Origin of the sequence: Ramlibacter cellulosilyticus (genome assembly GCF_014297465.1) — a bacterium.
In the GTDB taxonomy this organism is placed as follows: domain Bacteria; phylum Pseudomonadota; class Gammaproteobacteria; order Burkholderiales; family Burkholderiaceae_C; genus Ramlibacter; species Ramlibacter cellulosilyticus.
The window spans coordinates 127,165-142,698 of sequence record NZ_JACORT010000004.1 but is presented as its reverse complement, the minus strand read 5'-3'; the positions used below and the strand labels follow the sequence as shown (position 1 = coordinate 142,698).

Below are 15,534 nucleotides of genomic sequence, written 5' to 3'. Positions count from 1 at the left end.
TCGGTATGCGAACCGGATGTGCGTGTGTGTTGGCATGCCAACACATGGATGGATGTACAGTGGCGGCCATGTACGCGCTCCTGGACGGCAACAACTTCTATGTCAGCTGCGAGCGCGTGTTCCGGCCGAGCCTGAACGGCAAGCCCGTCATCGTGTTGTCCAACAACGACGGCTGCGCCATCGCGCGCAGCAACGAAGCGAAGGCGCTGGGCATCCGCATGGGCACGCCCTTCCACGAAGTGCGGGCCGCGTTGCCCGACGCGGGCGTGGTGGCGCTGTCCGCCAACTTCCCGCTGTACGGGGACATGAGCAGCCGCATGATGGCGATCGCGGCCGGGCTGGGGCCGGCGCAGGAGATCTATTCGATCGACGAATGCTTCGTCGGCCTGCACGGGTTGCGCGGCGACCTGCGCGAACGCGCGCGGCGCCTGCGCGAACGCCTCCTGCAGTGGATCGGCATCCCGTGCGGCATCGGCATCGGCCCGACCAAGACGCTCGCGAAGTTCGCCAATCACGTCGCGAAGGAAGCGGAGCGCCGCCCGGGCGGGCCGTATCCGGCGTCGCTCGCGCAGGTCTGCGACCTGTCCGCGCCCGGCGTCCCCGTCGATGCGCTGCTCGCCGCCACGGATGCAGGCGACATCTGGGGCGTGGGCCGGCAACTCACCGCCCGCCTGCGCGCGGACGGCGTGGCGAGCGCCCTCGACCTGGCGCGCTGCGACCCGGCCAGCCTGCGCCGCCGCTACGGCGTGGTGCTGGAGCGCACGGTGCGCGAGCTGCAGGGCGTGTCGTGCCTGCAGGTCGAGGACGTGCCGCCGGCGCGCAAGGAGGTGTCCTGCACGCGCGCTTTCGGGGACCCGGTGGCCACCTTGCCGCCGCTGGTGGAAGCCGTGAGCGAATACGCCACGCGTGCCGCCTTCAAGCTGCGGCAGCAGGCGAGCACCGCCGCGCAGGTGCTCGTCTTCATCCACACGAACCCCTTCCGGCGCTCGGAGCGGCAGTACGCGCGCAGCATCACGGTGCCGTTGCGGCGGCCGAGCGCGGAGACGGCGGCGATCGTCGCGTCGGCGCTCAGCGGGCTGCGGACGATCTGGCGCAGCGGCTTCCGCATCCACAAGGCGGGCGTGATCCTGCTGGACCTGCAGGATGCGGCTGTCGTGCAGGGAGAGCTCGCGCTCGACGGCGACGCGGCCGCCTGGCCTTCGGGAAACAACCTCATGGCCGCGGTGGATCGCCTGAACGACCGCTTCGGCCGCGGCACGGTCCAACTCGCCAGCGCCGGTCTGGGCGGCGATGCACGGAGCTGGACGATGAAGCAGCAATGGCGCACGCCGCAGTACACGACGCGCTGGCAGGACCTGCCGGTGGCGCGGGCCTAGGAAAGCTTGTCGTCGTCGCGATGGGGATCGGCGGGCCGGGACGCCACCCGGCGCTTCTCCAGCTTCTGCAGGGTCTCGAGGGCGCTCGCGGACCCTTCGCCGCTGTGACGCTCGAGCGGCGACGGCGGCGTTGCCTTGTCCTTGCGCCCGGGCTTGGCGGGCCCGGAGCCGGTCGTGCGCTTGCCCACCTGCTGCCCTCCCTGCGGTTGCCGCGAGTGTGGGCTGCGGGACGCAATTGACTGTAGTCGCCGGCCTGTCGCCGACGTAGGACAAGGACGCACACGGCGCAACGGCTGCGATTAGGATGGCGTGCAGGAGGCACCCTGCCATGAAGAACGAGATCCCCGTCCAGGCCCAGGACCTGTTCCGCGCCCCCGCCGTGCGCGCCCTGCGCGACGACCTCGCGCTCGCGCTGCGCGCCGCCGCGCACCACGGCCTGGGCGAAGGCGTGTGCAACCATTTCAGCGTCGCGCTGCCGCAGCGGCCCGAGTGGTTCCTGCTCAACCCGCGCGGCATGCACTGGAGCGAGGTGCAGGGACACGACATCGTGCTCGTCGATGCCGAAGGACAGCGGCTGGCCGGCACGCACCCCGTCGAGCCCACGGCGATGTTCATTCATGCGGCCGTGCACCGCATCGCGCGCAAGGCCTGCGTGATGCACACGCACATGCCGTACGCGACGGCGCTCACCCTCACCGACAGCGGCGGGCTGGACACCACCTTGTCCCAGAACGCGATGCGCTTCCACGGGCGCATCGCCGTGGACGCCGCGTACAACGGGCTCGCGCTCGACGCGGGCGAAGGCGAGCGGATCGCGCGCGCGATGGGCGATGCCGACGTCGCATTCCTGGCCAACCACGGCGTGATCGTCTGCGGCGAGCAGGTGGGCTGGGCGTTCGACGACCTGTACTACCTGGAGCGCGCCTGCATGCACCAGGTGCTGGCGCAGGCGACCGGTCGGCCGCTGCGGCCGGTTCAGCCCGAACTCGCCGCGCGCGTCGCCGCCCAGACGGCGGGCGAACGCATGCAGTCCGACCTGTTCTTCGCCTCGCTGCGCCGCACGCTGCGCTGAGGCTGCGGCGCCAGCACGAACGCCGAACCCTGCAAGGCATAGAGCAGGGCCCGGCGGGGCTCGCCCGTGGCGAAGCTGTCGCCGGGCTCCAGGATCACGTCGCGCGGGTCGTCGTCCAGCGTCAGCCACAGGCAGCCGCTGGTGCAGGTGATGCGCGCGGTGGACGCGTCGGCGATCGCGAACAGCTGGCGGGCGGGCAGGGAAACGGTCGGTGCGGCGTCCATGGCGTGCTCCTTTGCATGCGGCATGCGAATCAATATACTGGCCGCTCCTCCCTTGGAGAAACGGCGAAATCGCATGTCTCGCATGCAGGAACGGAATGCGAACGCACCCGAGCCGCGGTCGCGGCAGCTGCGGCTGGACCTGCTGCACACCTTCGAGGCCGCGGCGCGCCACCTCAGTTTCACGAAGGCGGGGGAGGAGCTGTTCCTGTCGCAGTCCGCCGTGAGCCGGCAGGTGCAGCAGCTGGAAGAAAGCGTCGGTGCCCCGCTGTTCGAGCGGCGCCACCGCGCGCTGGCGCTCACCGAGCCGGGCCGCATCATGCGGCGCGCGGTGGAGGACAGCCTGGAACGCCTGCGCGACGCGGCCGCGCGCGTGCGCAGCACCGCGGTCCGCCCGCACGTCACGCTCACCTGCACGCCGGGCTTCGCCTCGTTCTGGCTGATCCCGCGCCTGGCCGGGTTCACCGCGGCCCATCCCGACGTCGACGTGCGCATCTCGGCGACGCTCGACCTCGTCGACCTGGAGCGCAGCGGCGTGGACCTCGCGGTGCGCTTCCTGCCGAGCGCGCAGGGGCAGGGGCCGCTGCTGTTCGAGGAGGAGGTGCAGCCCATGTGCGCGCCGCAGCTGCTGCGCGATGCCACGCGGCCGCTCAAGGCCCCCGCCGACCTCGAGCGCCACACGCTGCTCACGGTGGAGATGCAGGACGCGCCGCTCACCGTCGACTGGGAACCCTGGCTGCGCCTCATGGGCCTGCCGGGCCTGCACATGGCGCACACGCTGCGCTTCACGCAGTACGGCGAGGCCGTGGCCGCCGCGGTCGCAGGGCAGGGTGTCGTGATCGGCCGCCTGCCGCTGCTGGCCGACCTCGTGCGGCAGAAGAAGCTGGTCGCCCCGTTCCGCAGTCCCGCGGCATCGCGCCGCGGCTACTGCGTCACCCTTGCGCCGCAGGCGGCGCACAACCCCAGCGCCCGCGCCTTCGCCGACTGGCTGCAGGCGCAGCCGACCCCCAGGAGGAACTGATGGCCACGATCCGCAAGGACTTCGAGGTGCCCGCATCCGCGGAGGCGGTGTGGGCGGTGGTGCGCGAGTTCGGCGGGCTCGTGCGGCTCGCCCCGGGCTTCGTCGGCGCATGCGCGGTCGAAGAGGGCGGCGCCGTGCGCCTGGTGACCTTCGCCAACGGCATGCAGGTGCGCGAGCGGCTCGTGACGCTCGACGACGCCATGCGCCGCCTGGCCTACACCGCAGAAGGCGGCCGCGCGAGCCACTACAACGGTGTCGTCCACGTGCAGCCGCTCGCCGACGACCGCTGCCGGTTCGAGTGGACCGTGGACCTGCTGCCCGACGCGCTCGCCGTGCCTATCGGGCAGATGATGGCGCAGGGCTCGGAGGCGATGCGCTCGGCGCTGACGCCACCGGCTCGCTGACGGCCCGGCTCCAGCCTTGCCCGGCGGTGTAGCGGGCGACCTGCAGCTCGTTCGCATGGAAGCCGCTCGGCCACTGCGCCATGACGTTGCCCTGCGCGTCCATCTGCAGCTGCGGCGCGTCCTGGCCTGCGGGCGTGCCCGCGACGGCGGGGCGGGGCAGCGCGCCGGGCAGCACGTCCGGGAGGCTCCAGCCGTTCGCGTCGAAGCGGCTGAAGCGCAGGCTGTGGATGTTGCCCACGCGGTGGTGCCACACGGCCATGGCCTGTCCCTGCCCGTTGCTCGCGAGCTGCACGTCGCGCGATTCGCCGTAGATGCGTTCGAGCGGTTCCGGGGCGGACCATCCGGTCGCGGGCGTCCAGGCGGACGCCACCACGTGGTCGTCGGCGACCCACGCCGCGAGCGCGGCGTCCTCGGCGCTGCGCACGGCCTGCACGGTGGTGCCCGGCGGCGCCGGCGGCCGCGGAATCGCGCGCCCGCGGGCATCGACCAGGGCCTGCTCGCCGCCGCCGCCCTGCCCATTGCCGCCCAGGACGGCCGTGTCGTTGCGGCGGCTGCCGTCGCAGCCCGCGATGGCGGCCGCCAGCAGCGCCAGGGCCAACAACCCCCTGAGCTTCATGGGAGCACTCCCGGGATCAGCCGCTCTTGCGCTTCGCGGCCGGCTTCGCGCTGGCGCGCGCCGTCGTGGCGCTCTTGCGCGCGGCGGCCTTCTTCAGCGGGGCGGGCGCGTCGTTCGCCGCTTCCGCCTCGCGACGGGCCGCGGCCTTCTTCGCGGCAGGCGCCGCGGCGCCCGTATTGCCCTTGAGGCTGCGGCGCAGCAGCTCGGTGAGGTCGATGACTTCCGCCGTGGCGGGCGCGTCCTCGCCCGGCAGGGGCGCGGCCGCGCGCAGGCCGCCTTCCTTGGCCTTCTGCTCCACGAGCGCCATCAGCTTCTCGCGGAACTCGTCGTGGAAGAGGTCCGGCTGCCAGTCGCCCGCCATCGCGTCGACGAGCTGTTCCGCCATCTTCAGTTCGGCGGCGCTCACGGTGGTGTCCTCGGCGGGCCACGCGAGGCCGGCGGTGTCGCGGACCTCGTCGGACCAGCGCAGCAGGTTCAGCACGAGGCCGTTGTCCTGCGGCACCAGCATCGCGAGGTGCTGCTTGGTGGAGATCACGACCTTGGCGATGCCCACCTTGCCGGTGCGCGCGAGCGTCTCGCGCAGCAGCGCGAAGGGCTTCTGCCCGCCCTTGCCGGCCGGGCTCACGTAGTAGGGCTTGTTGAAGAAGACACTGGGGATCTGCTCGCGGTCGACGAACGACTCGATGTCGATCGTCTGCGTGGACCGGGGCATGGCCGCCTTGATCTCGTCGGGCGTGAGCACGACGAACTGGTCCTTCTCCACCTCGAAGCCCTTGACGATCTCCTCGCGGGGCATGGCTTCGCCCGTGGCCTTGTTGACCTGCTTGTTGCCCACGCGGGTCATCGAGGACTTCTCGAGGAGGTTGAACTTCATGCGGCTCTCCGCGGTCGCGGAGTGCAGCGTCACGGGGATGTGCACCAGGCCGAAGCTGATGGCGCCTTTCCAGAGCGTGCGGGAGCTGGTGGGTGCGGGCATGCGAAATCCTGTGTCTGCAGCCCATCCACGGTAGGGGACACGCCGCGCCGCCCCTGTAGGACGGCGCAGGCGAAGGGTGCAGGGCGCTTCGCGCCGTGCACCGCAGGCGATCAGCCGCCCTTGTGCGGACGCTTGCCGGGGTTCTTCTTGCTGCGCGTGGAGACGCCGCGCTCGAGGCTGACCTTCTGGCCGGTGCCCTGCTTGCGGACGCTCAGGCCATTGGCGGTCTTCGGCGCGGGGGTGCGCTTGCGGTCGGCTTCCGTGACGATCTTGTTGCCCATGGGGCTGCTTCCTTCTGCTTCGGGGTTGTGAAAGGCTACGGACAATACACCATCCCGCCCAGCTGGCTGCACAGCCCGCCCGGGCCCATGAGGTTGGGCGGGACGTGCCGCAGGTGCGTGCCGTCGTTCGTCCAGCAGCCGGTGGCGTCGCACGTCGAGGGCAGGGGAAGGCGCTCGATGGCCACCGGCGGCGGCAACGGCGTGGGCGCCGGCAGCGAAGGCGGCGCCGTGGGCGTCACCTCGACCTGCGGCGGCGGCACCACGACCGGTGCCTGCACCACGCGCGACAGGCGCGTGGGCACGGTGCCCGAGCCGAGGCAGGTGGACGCCGCCGCGCTGCGCAGCGTCTCCACGCGCGCTGCGGCCTCGCCCTGCGAGCGTGCCGCTTGCAGGCTCGCCAGCGCCGCGCCGCACGCGGGCGACTTCAGCGGGTCCTCCTGCGCGCGCACGGGCTGCGCCGCCGCGAGCAGCAGCAAGGCACAGGCGGGGAGGAAGGCATGCATCGCGGGCTTGTCCGACAGCGTGGGGCGGCGGCCGGGATTTAAGTTTGCACCATGAAATCCCGAGACACCCGCACCCGCAACGCGCACCTCGGCGAGCGTCCCACGTCCTCGGTCCCGGCCAAGCCGGACCACGGCGAGAACTCGGCGAGCACGATCACGGAGGCGCCGCAGGTGCCGAACAAGAGGCGGCTGGACCCGCACGATTTCCCCGACGGCGGCGGCAGCGGCGGGGCCGAAGCCTTCCGCCGCGACCGCGCCAGGCCCTAGCGGGAGCGGGACCCTTCGCCGGGGCCGGGGGCTTCCTTGTCCTTGAGGAAGCCGGCCTGGTTCTCGCCCTTGCCGGGGCGAGCTTCGTCCTGCAGGTCCGGGTCGGGGTCCTTGTCTTCCGCGCGGGCGCGGCCGCCGCTGTTGCGGCGCGCCTGCTCCTCGATTTCCGGCAGGTGCACGTCGCCGCTGGCCTTGGCGTTGTCCTTGGGATCGGGCATGTCGTTTTCTCCTGTGCGATGCAGCCAATCTAAGCCCGGCGCGCGGCGGTCTTCTGTAGGATCGGGCCGCCGATGAAAATCGCGACCTTCAACGTCAACGGGGTGAAGACGCGGCTGCCGCACCTGCTGCGCTGGCTCGAGCGCGAGCAGCCGGACGTCGCCTGCCTGCAGGAGCTCAAGGCGCTGGACGAAGGGTTTCCGGCGGAGGAGATCCGCGCCGCGGGCTACCACGCGCTGTGGAAGGGCCAGCGTTCCTGGAACGGCGTCGCCATCCTCGCGCGCGGCGTCGAGCCGGTGGAGGTGCGGCGTGCGCTGCCCGGCGACGAAGCCGACGAGCAGAGCCGCTACCTCGAAGCCGCGGTGGAGGGCGTGATCGTGGGCTGCCTCTACCTCCCGAACGGCAACCCGCAGCCCGGCCCCAAGTTCGACTACAAGCTCGCATGGTTCGAGCGCCTGATCGCGCATGCGAAGACGCTCGTGGATTCGGAGCACCCGGTCGTCCTCTGCGGCGACTACAACGTGGTGCCCACGGACGCGGACATCTACAACCCCCGTTCGTGGCGCAAGGACGCGCTGCTGCAGCCGGAAAGCCGCGCCTGCTGGGAACGGCTCCTCGAGCAGGGCTGGACGGACGCCATCCGCAAGCTGCACCCCGACGCGCCGGTCTACACGTTCTGGGACTACTTCCGCCAGCACTGGCAGCGCAACGCCGGCCTGCGCATCGACCACCTGCTGCTGAACCGCCGGCTCGCGCCTTCCCTGCGCGCAGCGGGGGTGGACACGTGGGTGCGCGGGGAGGAGAAGGCCAGCGACCACGCGCCGACCTGGGTGGAACTGGATCTCGCCGCCGCCACAGCCCCTCCCGCCAGGGCACGCAAGCGCCGGCCCTAGGAAAATCCCCTAGCAGCCCGACCGTTTTCCCTATCGCGTCACGGATGAGTGCGTGGTTTCATCCCGTTACGTCGCAAGGGGAAAAGATGCAATCAGTCCAGGAACGTGCCCTGCTGCTCGAGGCCCTCTCGGACAAGGTGCTGCACCAGCTGCCCGCCACCGTCTGGAAGGGGCTCTTCCTCGGGGAGGAGCGCGACAGCATCCGCTTCGAACAACGCCACCTCACGCTGGTCCACGCGGACCTGAGCGCCGCCCCTTCCCGGGCGGACGGGCTCGCTTCGTTCCACCAGGCCCTGCAGGTCCTCAACGGCCGCCACAACGGCCGGCTCGACCCCTACCAGGACGGCGCTGCGCTGGTGACCTTCGAGAACCCCGGCGCTGCCGTGCGCATGGCCATCGAGCTGCAGCGCGTGGCGGACACCATGCCGCTGCGCATCGGGGTGGTGAGCGGGGTCTGCACGCTGGCCTACTTCCGCGTGCAGGGGCGCCTGTGGTGCACCCCCCTGGGCAGCCAGCCGGAGCGCGCCGCGGCCGTCGCCGCGAGCGCCAGTGTCGGCGGCATCGTCATCTCTCCCGAGACCTACGGGCCCAACGAGGGCCGCGTGCGGCTGCATGCCGACGCGGACGCCCCCGACTTCGAGGACTCCGAACTCGACCTGTCGACGCTCGCGCTGCACAGCGAAGCGACCGCCGTCGACATCGTTTGTTAGGAGCCTGCGCGGCAGAGAAACGGGCCTGCGTTGGGCCGAGAAGGGGGCGGATGCTAGGCGCGAAAGCGGGTCAAGCCTGGACGGCTTGACCCGCTTTCGCAACGACGCAGGCGCCCCCTTATCGGCCCAACCCTTCGGGCCGGTGCCTGGAAGCGCGCCATGCGTTGTTGCGGGCTCCTTGTGTAGATGAACTACACGGCGTCGCCCGCGCCTAGCCTGGCGCGCTTCCAGGCACCGGCGCAGGCCCGTTTCTCTGCCGCGCAGGCTCCTAGCCGCGGAACCCGCCTTCCGCCAGGAAGCGCTCTTCCTCCGCTGAACTGCGGCGTCCCAGCACCGCGTTGCGGTGCGGGAAACGGCCGAAGCGTTCCACGATGCCCCGGTGGTGCTGCGCGAAGCGCAGGTGCTCGCCGCCGAGCTCCCGGGTGAGCGCCACGCACCGGTCCAGGTCGCGCAGTTCTTCCGAGTGCATGAACGGGAGGTAGAAGAAGGGGCGCAGCGACGGCTCGACGCGCAGGTCGTGTCCCGCCGCGATCGCCGCGTCGGCGACCTCGCGTGCCTTGGCATCGGTGGCGTAGACGCGCGGCGTGCCACGGAAGGCATTGCGCGGGAACTGGTCCAGCAGCAGGACCAGGGCGAGCGCGCCGTCCGGCGATTCGCTCCAGTGCGCCAGGCGGCCGGTGGCCGCGGCTTCGTGCGCGGCAAGGAAGCGATCGCGGAAGAGGGCGTCGAAGCCAGCGTCGACGCGGAACCAGCGCGCGGGGCCGGCGTCGCGCCAGAACCGCAGCACCTCGGTGGGATCGTGCTCGTCGCTCATGGCCGCGAGCTTAGGGCATCGCGCAAAAAACAAGAGGCGGGGTACCGCCCCGCCTCCGTCCTGTGGAAGGTCCGTATCAGCGCTGGTCCTGCCTTTGCTGGTCCTGGCGTTGCTGGTCCTGCTGGCTGCCGGACTGCTGGTTGCCGGACTGCTGGCGCTGCTGGTCCTGCGATGCCTGGCCGCGATCCTGCTGCTGGTCCTGCTGGCGTTGCCGTTGCTGGTCCTGCGAGGCCTGTCCCCGGTCCTGCTGCTGGCTGCCGCCCTGGTTCATGCCGGAGCCACCCTGGTTCTGCTGGTTGTGTTGGTCCTGCTGGCGGTTCTGCTCTTGGCCTTGTGCCATCGTGCTCTCCTTGAAGTTGCGAGAGGGCCGGCGTGGGGCCGGTCCGACAACCAATGTAAGAACGGCCGGGCGCCGTGCATGTCGGACGTGCGCGCGGCTGGTGTAGGAGCTGGCTTGCGCAGGGGCAGGGGAACTCAGCCCTGCCGGTCCCGCCTCAGCTGCTCCGCGAGCGCGCGCGCCTCGTCTCCTTCGGGAACGGGCCGGCCGCTGTCGCGCCACTGCACGGCGGCCTTGAAGCCCTCGGCCTGGGCATAGCGGCGAAACCACAGGCCTTCCGGGTTGTGGCGCGTGATGCCGTCGAACACGGTGGCCATGCTCTGCGCCTGCTCGAGGCCCATCGTGAGCAGCACCTGGTTCACCACGAGCTTGTGCATCGCGAGGTGGCTGCGCGGCACGCCCGCGATGCGCTGCGCGAGCGCCAGCGTGGCGGCGTCCAGCGCCTCGGCAGCGACCGCTTCGTTGGCCAGCCCCCACGCGGCGGCCGTGCGGCCGTCGATGGTGTCGCCGGTGAACATGAGTTGCTTGGCGCGCGTGGGGCCGAGGCGGAAGGTCCACATCGCGGTGGTGGGGCAACCCCACACGCGCGTGGGCATGTAGCCGATGCGTGCGTCCTCCGCCATCACCAGCAGGTCGCAGCACAGCGCGATGTCGCTGCCGCCCGCCACCGCGTGGCCGTGCACTTTCGCGATCGTCGGCTTCGGGCTGCGCCACAACGCCATGAAGTCCTCGGTGTTGCGCTTCATGTAGGCGTAGTCGACCATCGGGTCCCAGGGGCTGCGTTCCTGCTGGCACGGGTGGTCGACGTCGCCCTGGCCGAAGATGGAAAGGTCGTAGCCGCCGCAGAAGCCCTTGCCGGCGCCTTCCACGACGATCACGTGCACCTCGTCGTTGGCATTCGCCCAGTCCACTGCCGCGCGGATCTCGCGCGGCATCTCCTCGTTGATGGCGTTCAGGCGCTCGGGCCGGTCGAGGAGCAGCCGCGCGATGCGGGGATGCTGCTCGTCCTGGGTGATGCGAAGGGTGCTGAAGATCGGCATGGGCGCTCCTCCTGTGGGGCTGCCCAGTTTAGGAGCTGCGCGCGTGGCGTCCTACACCGCCCCGGCGGCGCTGCTTGCAGGTGCGGCCGCCGGCCGCGCCTAGATTCGTCCCCATGAGCACGAACACGAGCATCGGCCCCGAGGGCGACCGCGGGGGCAACGAGAACCACGGCAACGCCGACGGCTGCGGCAACAAGACGCTCGGCGACCAGGCCACCCAGCAGCCGCCCGCGGGGGCCGAGGGCGTCCTGGACGAAGCGGGCGCGCAGGTGCCCGCCGGCGTGCCCGGCGCGCGCGCGCGGCCCGGCATCGCGAAAGGGCCCGCGTCGTATCCGGACGGCCCGAACGTCGAGGACAGCCCCTGGGAGCTGGAAGCGGCGCGCGGCAAGCTGCCCAAGGACCGCTAGCGCTCCTCGTCCCGTGCGTGCGCTAGAGTGGCGCCGCACGATACAGGAGCTTGCGTGGCCTCATCCCCTCCGCTGCCGGACACCGTTCCGGTTCTCATCGCCGGCGGCGGACCGGTGGGACTCACCCTGGCCGCGCTGCTGGCGCGCCACGGCGTGCGCAGCCTGGTGCTGGAGGCGGACGCGGGCCATTGCACGGGCAGCCGCGCCATCTGCATCTCGCGGCGTTCCCAGGAGATCCTCTGGACGGCGGGAGCGGGCCCCGCGCTCGCCGCGAAGGCCTTGCCGTGGACCGGCGGGCGCAGCTACTGGCGCGACCGCGAAGTGCTGCACTTCGAGATGCCGCACGAGCCCACGCAGCGCTTCGCGCCCATGGTGAACATCCAGCAGTACCACGTGGAAGCCTTCGTGCACGCGGCGCTGCAAGGCGTGCCGGACCTCGTGCAGGTCGCCTGGTCCACGCGCCTCGTCGACCTCGACGCGGGGCCGGACGGGGTGGTCGTGGAGGCCGAGGGACCCGCCGGCCCGCAGCGCATCCGCGCGGACCACGTCGTGGCCTGCGACGGCGGCCGCAGCACCGTGCGCGAGCAGCTCGGGCTCGCCTTCGAGGGCACGCAGTACGAAGGCCGCTACGTGATCGTCGACATCGTGCAGGAGACGCGCCGCCCGGTGGAGCGCCTGGCGTGGTTCGATCCGCCCTCCAACCCCGGCTCCACGCTGCTGATGCACCGCCAGCCGGACTCGGTCTGGCGCATCGACTACCAGCTGCGGGACGGCGAGGATGCGGTGGAGGCGCTGAAGCCGGAGAACATCCTGCCGCGCGTGCAGAGCCACCTCGCGATGATCGGCGAGGACGCGCCCTGGCAGCTGCTGTGGGCCTCGATGTACAACGCGAAGTGCCTCACCTTGCCCGCGTACCGCCACGGGCGCGTGCTGTTCGCCGGCGATGCGGCGCACCTGGTGCCGATCTTCGGCGTGCGCGGGCTGAACTCCGGCCTCGACGACGCGGCGAACCTCGCGTGGAAGCTGGCGCTCGTGCTCGAAGGCGGCGCGGCCGACGCGCTGCTGGACACGTATTCGTCCGAACGCGTGCAGGCCGCGCGCGAGAACATCGCCTACGGCGCCAAGAGCACCGAGTTCATGGCGCCGCCGGATTTCGCGTTCCGGCTGCTGCGCGAGGCGACGCTGCGGCTCGCGCTGGACGAGCCGGCGGTGCGCTCCCTGATCAACCCGCGGCAGGTCGCGCCGGTCGCATACGGCGATTCGCCGCTGAACGCGCCGGAGCAGGGTGCGTGGGCGAACGCGCAGGCGGCTCCGGGGCAGCCTGCCCCGGAGGCGCTGTTGCAGGGGCGGCAAGGCGCCTGGCACCTCACGCGCTGCTTCGGCACGGACTTCACCTGCCTGGTGTTCTGCGACGGCGCGGTGCCGCACGCCGTGGCCGACCTCGCGGCGCACGGCATCGGGGTCCTGGAGATCGCACCGGAAGCCGATGCGCACGGGCAGGCATGGGCGCGCTACGGCCTGCCCGCGCCCGGGGCGACGGGGCTGGTGCTCGTTCGTCCGGACGGCTACGTGATGGGCCGGTGGCGGGGCCTGGATCCCGCGCCCGTGCTCGCCTGCCTGGAAGAGAAGGGACTCGCGCCATGAGCGACACCGAGCTGGATCGCAGCTACACCGCCTTGTGCCGGGCGCTCGGGGAGGTCGGCCCCGCGCGCAGCGAGCTGCTGCTCGCGATGGTTGCGCTGGGGCTGATGGCGAAGGCGCCCGACGCGGAGGAAGTCCTGCGGCTCGTGGCGCGTGCGCGCGAACGCTGCCTGCAGGACGACGCTCGCTAGGTCAGGGCGGGCCGCGTTTCCTGCCAGCCGACGGCGGGCGGCTCCTGCACCGGCGCCTGGTCGTCGAAGCCGCCAGCGTGGGCTTCTCCCGCGTCGAGCCGGAAGCGGTTCGCGGCCGCGACGAGGTCGCGCGCACCGGAGAGCAGGGCGTCGGTGAGCGTGCTGATCTCCTGGACCAGCCCCGCGTTGCTCTGCGTCGCGGTCTCGAGCTGGCTCACCGTGGTGTTCACCTGCTCGATGCCGGAGCGCTGCTCCTCGCTCGCCCGCGCGATGTCCGACACGACTTCCGCGACGTCGCGGGCAACGCGCACGACCTTCTCCATGGTCTCGCTGGCGCGTTCGGCTGCCTTGGCGCCGGTGTCCGCCTGGCCGACGGCCTCGTGCGCGAGCTGCTTGATGTCGCGCGCCGCCTCGGCGCTGCGCTGCGCCAGCACGCGGACCTGCGCCGCCACCACGGCGAAGCCGCGGCCCTGGTCGCCGGCGCGTGCCGCTTCGACCGCGGCGTTGAGCGCCAGCAGGTTGGTCTGGAACGCGATCTCGTCCATCATGCCCACGATGTCGGACACGCGGCGGGCCGACTTCTGGATGCCCGCCATCGTTCCCATCACGTCCTGCACGGCGGTGCCGCCGCTGCCGGCCAGCTGCGCGGCTTCGCGCGCGAGTTCGCTGCCCTTGAGCGCGCTGCCCGTGTTGTGCTTGACGCTGGCCGTGAGTTCCTCGACGCTGGCGGCCGCCTCCTCGAGCGCAGCTGCCTGTTCTTCCGTGCGGGCGGCGAGTTCGGCGTTGCCGCTCGAGAGCCGCGCCGAGGCGTGGTTCACGCCTTCCGCCCCCACCCGGACGGAGCGCACCAGCCCGTTCAGCGCCTGCTGCATGCCTGCGAGCGCCGCGAGGACGCGACCGGTCTCGTCGCGGCCCGCACGCACTTCGTGCCCGGTCAGGTCGCCGTCGGCGACGCGCTCGGCGGTGCGCACGGCGTCGGCCAGCGGACGCACGATGCCCCGCGTGATCAGCACCGTGGCACCCACGCCGAGCAGCAGCGCCGCCGCGAGCACCAGTGCGAGGCGACGCTCGTTCGACTGCGCCTCCAGCCGTGCGGCCGTGGCGCGCTCCTGGGCGAGGACATGGGTCCGCCCCGCCAGCTCGCGCAACTGCGTCGCGATGGCGGCCTGAAGCGGACGCACCTCCTTGTAGACGACGGACTGTGCCTGCTGGTACTCCGCGGTGTCGACGAGGTCCAGCGCCTCGCTGACCTTCGCGTTGACCCGCTTGCTGGCCGATTCGAGCTGGCTCGCCTGCGCGAGCAGCTCGCCGCCGAGGCTGCCGTCGGTGGCGAGTCGCGTCAGCACCGCGAGCGCTTCGGCGTACGCCGTTTCGCCCGCCCTCAGCGCGCGCAGGGCGGCGCGCTGGCTCTCCACGTCGGCCATGCCGACGAAATCGCGGATGGCGACGGCCTGGTTCAGCTGCGCCACCTGCATGGCGCTGGTCGCCTTCAGCAGCGCGATGTTCTCCTGTTCCAGGCGGGTGGCCTGTTCCTGTGCCGAGCGGATGCCGAGCAGGCCGACCAGCACCGCCGCGACCATGAGCGCCAGCAGCAGGCCGAAGCCGACTGCGAGGCGGACGCCGACCTTCAGATGGCGCATCGCAGGACCTACCTGATCTGCTTCTGGCCTTCCGGCGAGCGGAAGTAGTCGATCATCTTCTGCGCCTGCGGATTCGGGGCGCCGATGGTGACGAAGCCCAGCGGCCGGGGAATCACCGCGCCCGTGACCACGTGGACCTTCTCCGGGCCGGCCTTGATCACGGGTTCGCTCATCGCGCCGATGCCGGCGGGGTCGCCAGCGATCACCTTGAGCTGCTCCACCGCGGTGCGGATGTCCGTGGCGTCCGCCGGGTACTCGGCGCCCTCCATGAAACCTTTCTGGACCGCGTTGCGCACCGCCTGGCCCGGCGCCGCGGCGTAGAGCTTCACCGGCAGGTTGGGGCCGCCCACGTCCTTCCAGTTCTTCGTCTTGCCGGTCAGCAGGTCCTTGATCTGCTGGCGCGTCAGGGTCTTGACCGGGTTGGCGGCGTGCACGGCCACCACGATGTTGTCGGAGGCGACCGGGTGGTACACGAGGTTGGCGGGCACGGTCACCGTGCGGCCGGCCTCGGCGGCGGCGGCCTTGGCGCTGGCGACGGCGTCTTCCAGCGATTCGCCGGCGGCCGCGACGGGCACCTTGCCGTCGAACAGCGCCAGCATGCCCTTGCCCGTGCCCGGGCCCAGGATCTTCAGCTGGATGCCCGTGGCCGCCTTGAGCGGCTCCGCGCCCGGCTCGAGCACGCGCCGTTGGACGGTCGTGGCGCCCGACACTTCCAGGACTTGCGCCGCCACAGGCTGCGACGCCGCAAAGGCGGCGCACGCCGCCAGGATCCCAACGTACTTGTTCATGCGACTCCTCCTCGTCAGCGAACCGCAAGCGTGCCCCAGCGGCTGGACGTCTGCAACATCTTGTTTCGTCTAAGCCGGCGATAAAGTGAGTGCAGTGTGATCTACGCCACACGCAGATGC

At 71.6% G+C, this 15,534-nt stretch carries 22 protein-coding genes; 10 read left to right on the top strand and 12 right to left on the bottom strand.

Going from position 1 to position 15,534, the window contains the following annotated elements; all coding sequences use genetic code 11:
* Nucleotides 1–68 precede the first annotated feature (68 nt).
* The gene (locus H8N03_RS11585) at nt 69–1,376 is read left to right on the top strand and encodes a Y-family DNA polymerase (protein WP_187076338.1); all 1,308 of its coding nucleotides are present in this window, start codon (nt 69–71) and stop codon (nt 1,374–1,376) included.
* Here the strand turns inward: H8N03_RS11585 and H8N03_RS11580 are convergent.
* Complete coding sequence (locus H8N03_RS11580; RefSeq protein ID WP_187076337.1) at nt 1,373–1,564, bottom strand: hypothetical protein; 192 nt, start codon at nt 1,562–1,564, stop codon at nt 1,373–1,375. The two genes, H8N03_RS11585 and H8N03_RS11580, sit on opposite strands and share 4 nt — an antisense overlap.
* A 140-nt stretch (nt 1,565–1,704) precedes the next feature.
* Between H8N03_RS11580 and H8N03_RS11575 the strand changes: the two genes are divergently transcribed.
* On the top strand, nt 1,705–2,448 hold the full coding sequence (locus H8N03_RS11575) for an aldolase (protein ID WP_187076336.1): 744 nt from the start codon (nt 1,705–1,707) through the stop codon (nt 2,446–2,448).
* Here the strand turns inward: H8N03_RS11575 and H8N03_RS11570 are convergent.
* Nucleotides 2,352–2,672 (bottom strand): DUF2917 domain-containing protein, encoded by a 321-nt coding sequence (locus H8N03_RS11570; RefSeq protein WP_187076335.1) that lies wholly within the window; start codon nt 2,670–2,672, stop codon nt 2,352–2,354. The genes H8N03_RS11575 and H8N03_RS11570 overlap by 97 nt on opposite strands.
* Nucleotides 2,673–2,754: 82 nt before the next feature.
* On the opposite strand from H8N03_RS11570, the gene H8N03_RS11565 reads away from it, so the two are divergent.
* Nucleotides 2,755–3,690 (top strand): LysR substrate-binding domain-containing protein, encoded by a 936-nt coding sequence (locus tag H8N03_RS11565; protein ID WP_187076334.1) that lies wholly within the window; start codon nt 2,755–2,757, stop codon nt 3,688–3,690.
* Nucleotides 3,690–4,094, top strand: a complete 405-nt coding sequence (locus H8N03_RS11560; RefSeq protein ID WP_187076333.1) for an SRPBCC family protein — start codon at nt 3,690–3,692, stop codon at nt 4,092–4,094. The genes H8N03_RS11565 and H8N03_RS11560 overlap by 1 nt, the downstream gene beginning before the upstream one ends.
* On the opposite strand, the gene H8N03_RS11555 is transcribed toward H8N03_RS11560, so the two are convergent.
* From H8N03_RS11555 to H8N03_RS11540, 4 genes are all read right to left on the bottom strand, one after another.
* The gene (locus H8N03_RS11555; RefSeq protein ID WP_187076332.1) at nt 4,027–4,710 is read right to left on the bottom strand and encodes a hypothetical protein; all 684 of its coding nucleotides are present in this window, start codon (nt 4,708–4,710) and stop codon (nt 4,027–4,029) included. The two genes, H8N03_RS11560 and H8N03_RS11555, sit on opposite strands and share 68 nt — an antisense overlap.
* A 16-nt stretch (nt 4,711–4,726) precedes the next feature.
* The gene (ku, locus tag H8N03_RS11550) at nt 4,727–5,686 is read right to left on the bottom strand and encodes a non-homologous end joining protein Ku (RefSeq protein ID WP_187076331.1); all 960 of its coding nucleotides are present in this window, start codon (nt 5,684–5,686) and stop codon (nt 4,727–4,729) included.
* 110 nt (nt 5,687–5,796) lie between these two features.
* Complete coding sequence (locus tag H8N03_RS11545) at nt 5,797–5,967, bottom strand: hypothetical protein (protein WP_187076330.1); 171 nt, start codon at nt 5,965–5,967, stop codon at nt 5,797–5,799.
* 35 nt (nt 5,968–6,002) lie between these two features.
* Nucleotides 6,003–6,470, bottom strand: a complete 468-nt coding sequence (locus H8N03_RS11540) for a hypothetical protein (protein WP_187076329.1) — start codon at nt 6,468–6,470, stop codon at nt 6,003–6,005.
* Between the two features lie 51 nt (nt 6,471–6,521).
* Here H8N03_RS11540 and H8N03_RS11535 point away from each other — a divergent pair, with 51 nt between their 5' ends.
* Nucleotides 6,522–6,737, top strand: coding sequence for a hypothetical protein (locus H8N03_RS11535; protein WP_187076328.1), 216 nt, complete (start codon nt 6,522–6,524; stop codon nt 6,735–6,737).
* Here H8N03_RS11535 and H8N03_RS11530 read toward each other — a convergent pair.
* Nucleotides 6,734–6,955, bottom strand: coding sequence for a hypothetical protein (locus tag H8N03_RS11530; protein ID WP_187076327.1), 222 nt, complete (start codon nt 6,953–6,955; stop codon nt 6,734–6,736). The two genes, H8N03_RS11535 and H8N03_RS11530, sit on opposite strands and share 4 nt — an antisense overlap.
* Before the next feature lie 72 nt (nt 6,956–7,027).
* On the opposite strand from H8N03_RS11530, the gene xth reads away from it, so the two are divergent.
* Nucleotides 7,028–7,846: an exodeoxyribonuclease III gene (gene xth / locus H8N03_RS11525; protein WP_187076326.1), complete on the top strand. Its 819-nt coding sequence runs from the start codon at nt 7,028–7,030 to the stop codon at nt 7,844–7,846.
* An 86-nt stretch (nt 7,847–7,932) separates the two neighbouring features.
* Nucleotides 7,933–8,556 carry a hypothetical protein gene (locus H8N03_RS11520; RefSeq protein ID WP_187076325.1) on the top strand — a complete coding sequence of 208 codons (624 nt, stop codon included), beginning with the start codon at nt 7,933–7,935 and terminating at the stop codon, nt 8,554–8,556.
* 268 nt (nt 8,557–8,824) lie between these two features.
* Here H8N03_RS11520 and H8N03_RS11515 read toward each other — a convergent pair whose 3' ends face one another.
* The 3 genes from H8N03_RS11515 to H8N03_RS11505 all read right to left on the bottom strand — a co-directional run bounded on the left by H8N03_RS11515 (nt 8,825) and on the right by H8N03_RS11505 (nt 10,747).
* Nucleotides 8,825–9,370 (bottom strand): DUF924 family protein, encoded by a 546-nt coding sequence (locus H8N03_RS11515; RefSeq protein WP_187076324.1) that lies wholly within the window; start codon nt 9,368–9,370, stop codon nt 8,825–8,827.
* Between the two features lie 76 nt (nt 9,371–9,446).
* Nucleotides 9,447–9,710, bottom strand: a complete 264-nt coding sequence (locus H8N03_RS11510; RefSeq protein ID WP_187076323.1) for a hypothetical protein — start codon at nt 9,708–9,710, stop codon at nt 9,447–9,449.
* A 134-nt stretch (nt 9,711–9,844) separates the two neighbouring features.
* On the bottom strand, nt 9,845–10,747 hold the full coding sequence (locus tag H8N03_RS11505; RefSeq protein ID WP_187076322.1) for a crotonase/enoyl-CoA hydratase family protein: 903 nt from the start codon (nt 10,745–10,747) through the stop codon (nt 9,845–9,847).
* Nucleotides 10,748–10,860: 113 nt separating this feature from the next.
* Between H8N03_RS11505 and H8N03_RS11500 the strand changes: the two genes are divergently transcribed.
* From H8N03_RS11500 to H8N03_RS11490, 3 genes are read left to right on the top strand one after another with little or no spacing between them, the layout of a single operon-like run.
* Complete coding sequence (locus H8N03_RS11500; protein WP_187076321.1) at nt 10,861–11,154, top strand: hypothetical protein; 294 nt, start codon at nt 10,861–10,863, stop codon at nt 11,152–11,154.
* Between the two features lie 54 nt (nt 11,155–11,208).
* A complete protein-coding gene (locus H8N03_RS11495) occupies nt 11,209–12,798 on the top strand; it encodes an FAD-dependent monooxygenase (RefSeq protein WP_187076320.1) in 1,590 nt (529 codons plus the stop codon).
* Nucleotides 12,795–12,986, top strand: a complete 192-nt coding sequence (locus tag H8N03_RS11490; protein ID WP_187076319.1) for a hypothetical protein — start codon at nt 12,795–12,797, stop codon at nt 12,984–12,986. The genes H8N03_RS11495 and H8N03_RS11490 overlap by 4 nt, the downstream gene beginning before the upstream one ends.
* Here the strand turns inward: H8N03_RS11490 and H8N03_RS11485 are convergent.
* Together H8N03_RS11485 and H8N03_RS11480 are read right to left on the bottom strand one after the other, a co-directional pair.
* A complete protein-coding gene (locus H8N03_RS11485; RefSeq protein WP_187076318.1) occupies nt 12,983–14,626 on the bottom strand; it encodes a methyl-accepting chemotaxis protein in 1,644 nt (547 codons plus the stop codon). The two genes, H8N03_RS11490 and H8N03_RS11485, sit on opposite strands and share 4 nt — an antisense overlap.
* Nucleotides 14,627–14,634: 8 nt before the next feature.
* Nucleotides 14,635–15,414, bottom strand: coding sequence for a substrate-binding domain-containing protein (locus H8N03_RS11480; RefSeq protein ID WP_187076317.1), 780 nt, complete (start codon nt 15,412–15,414; stop codon nt 14,635–14,637).
* Between the last annotated feature and the right edge of the window lie 120 nt (nt 15,415–15,534).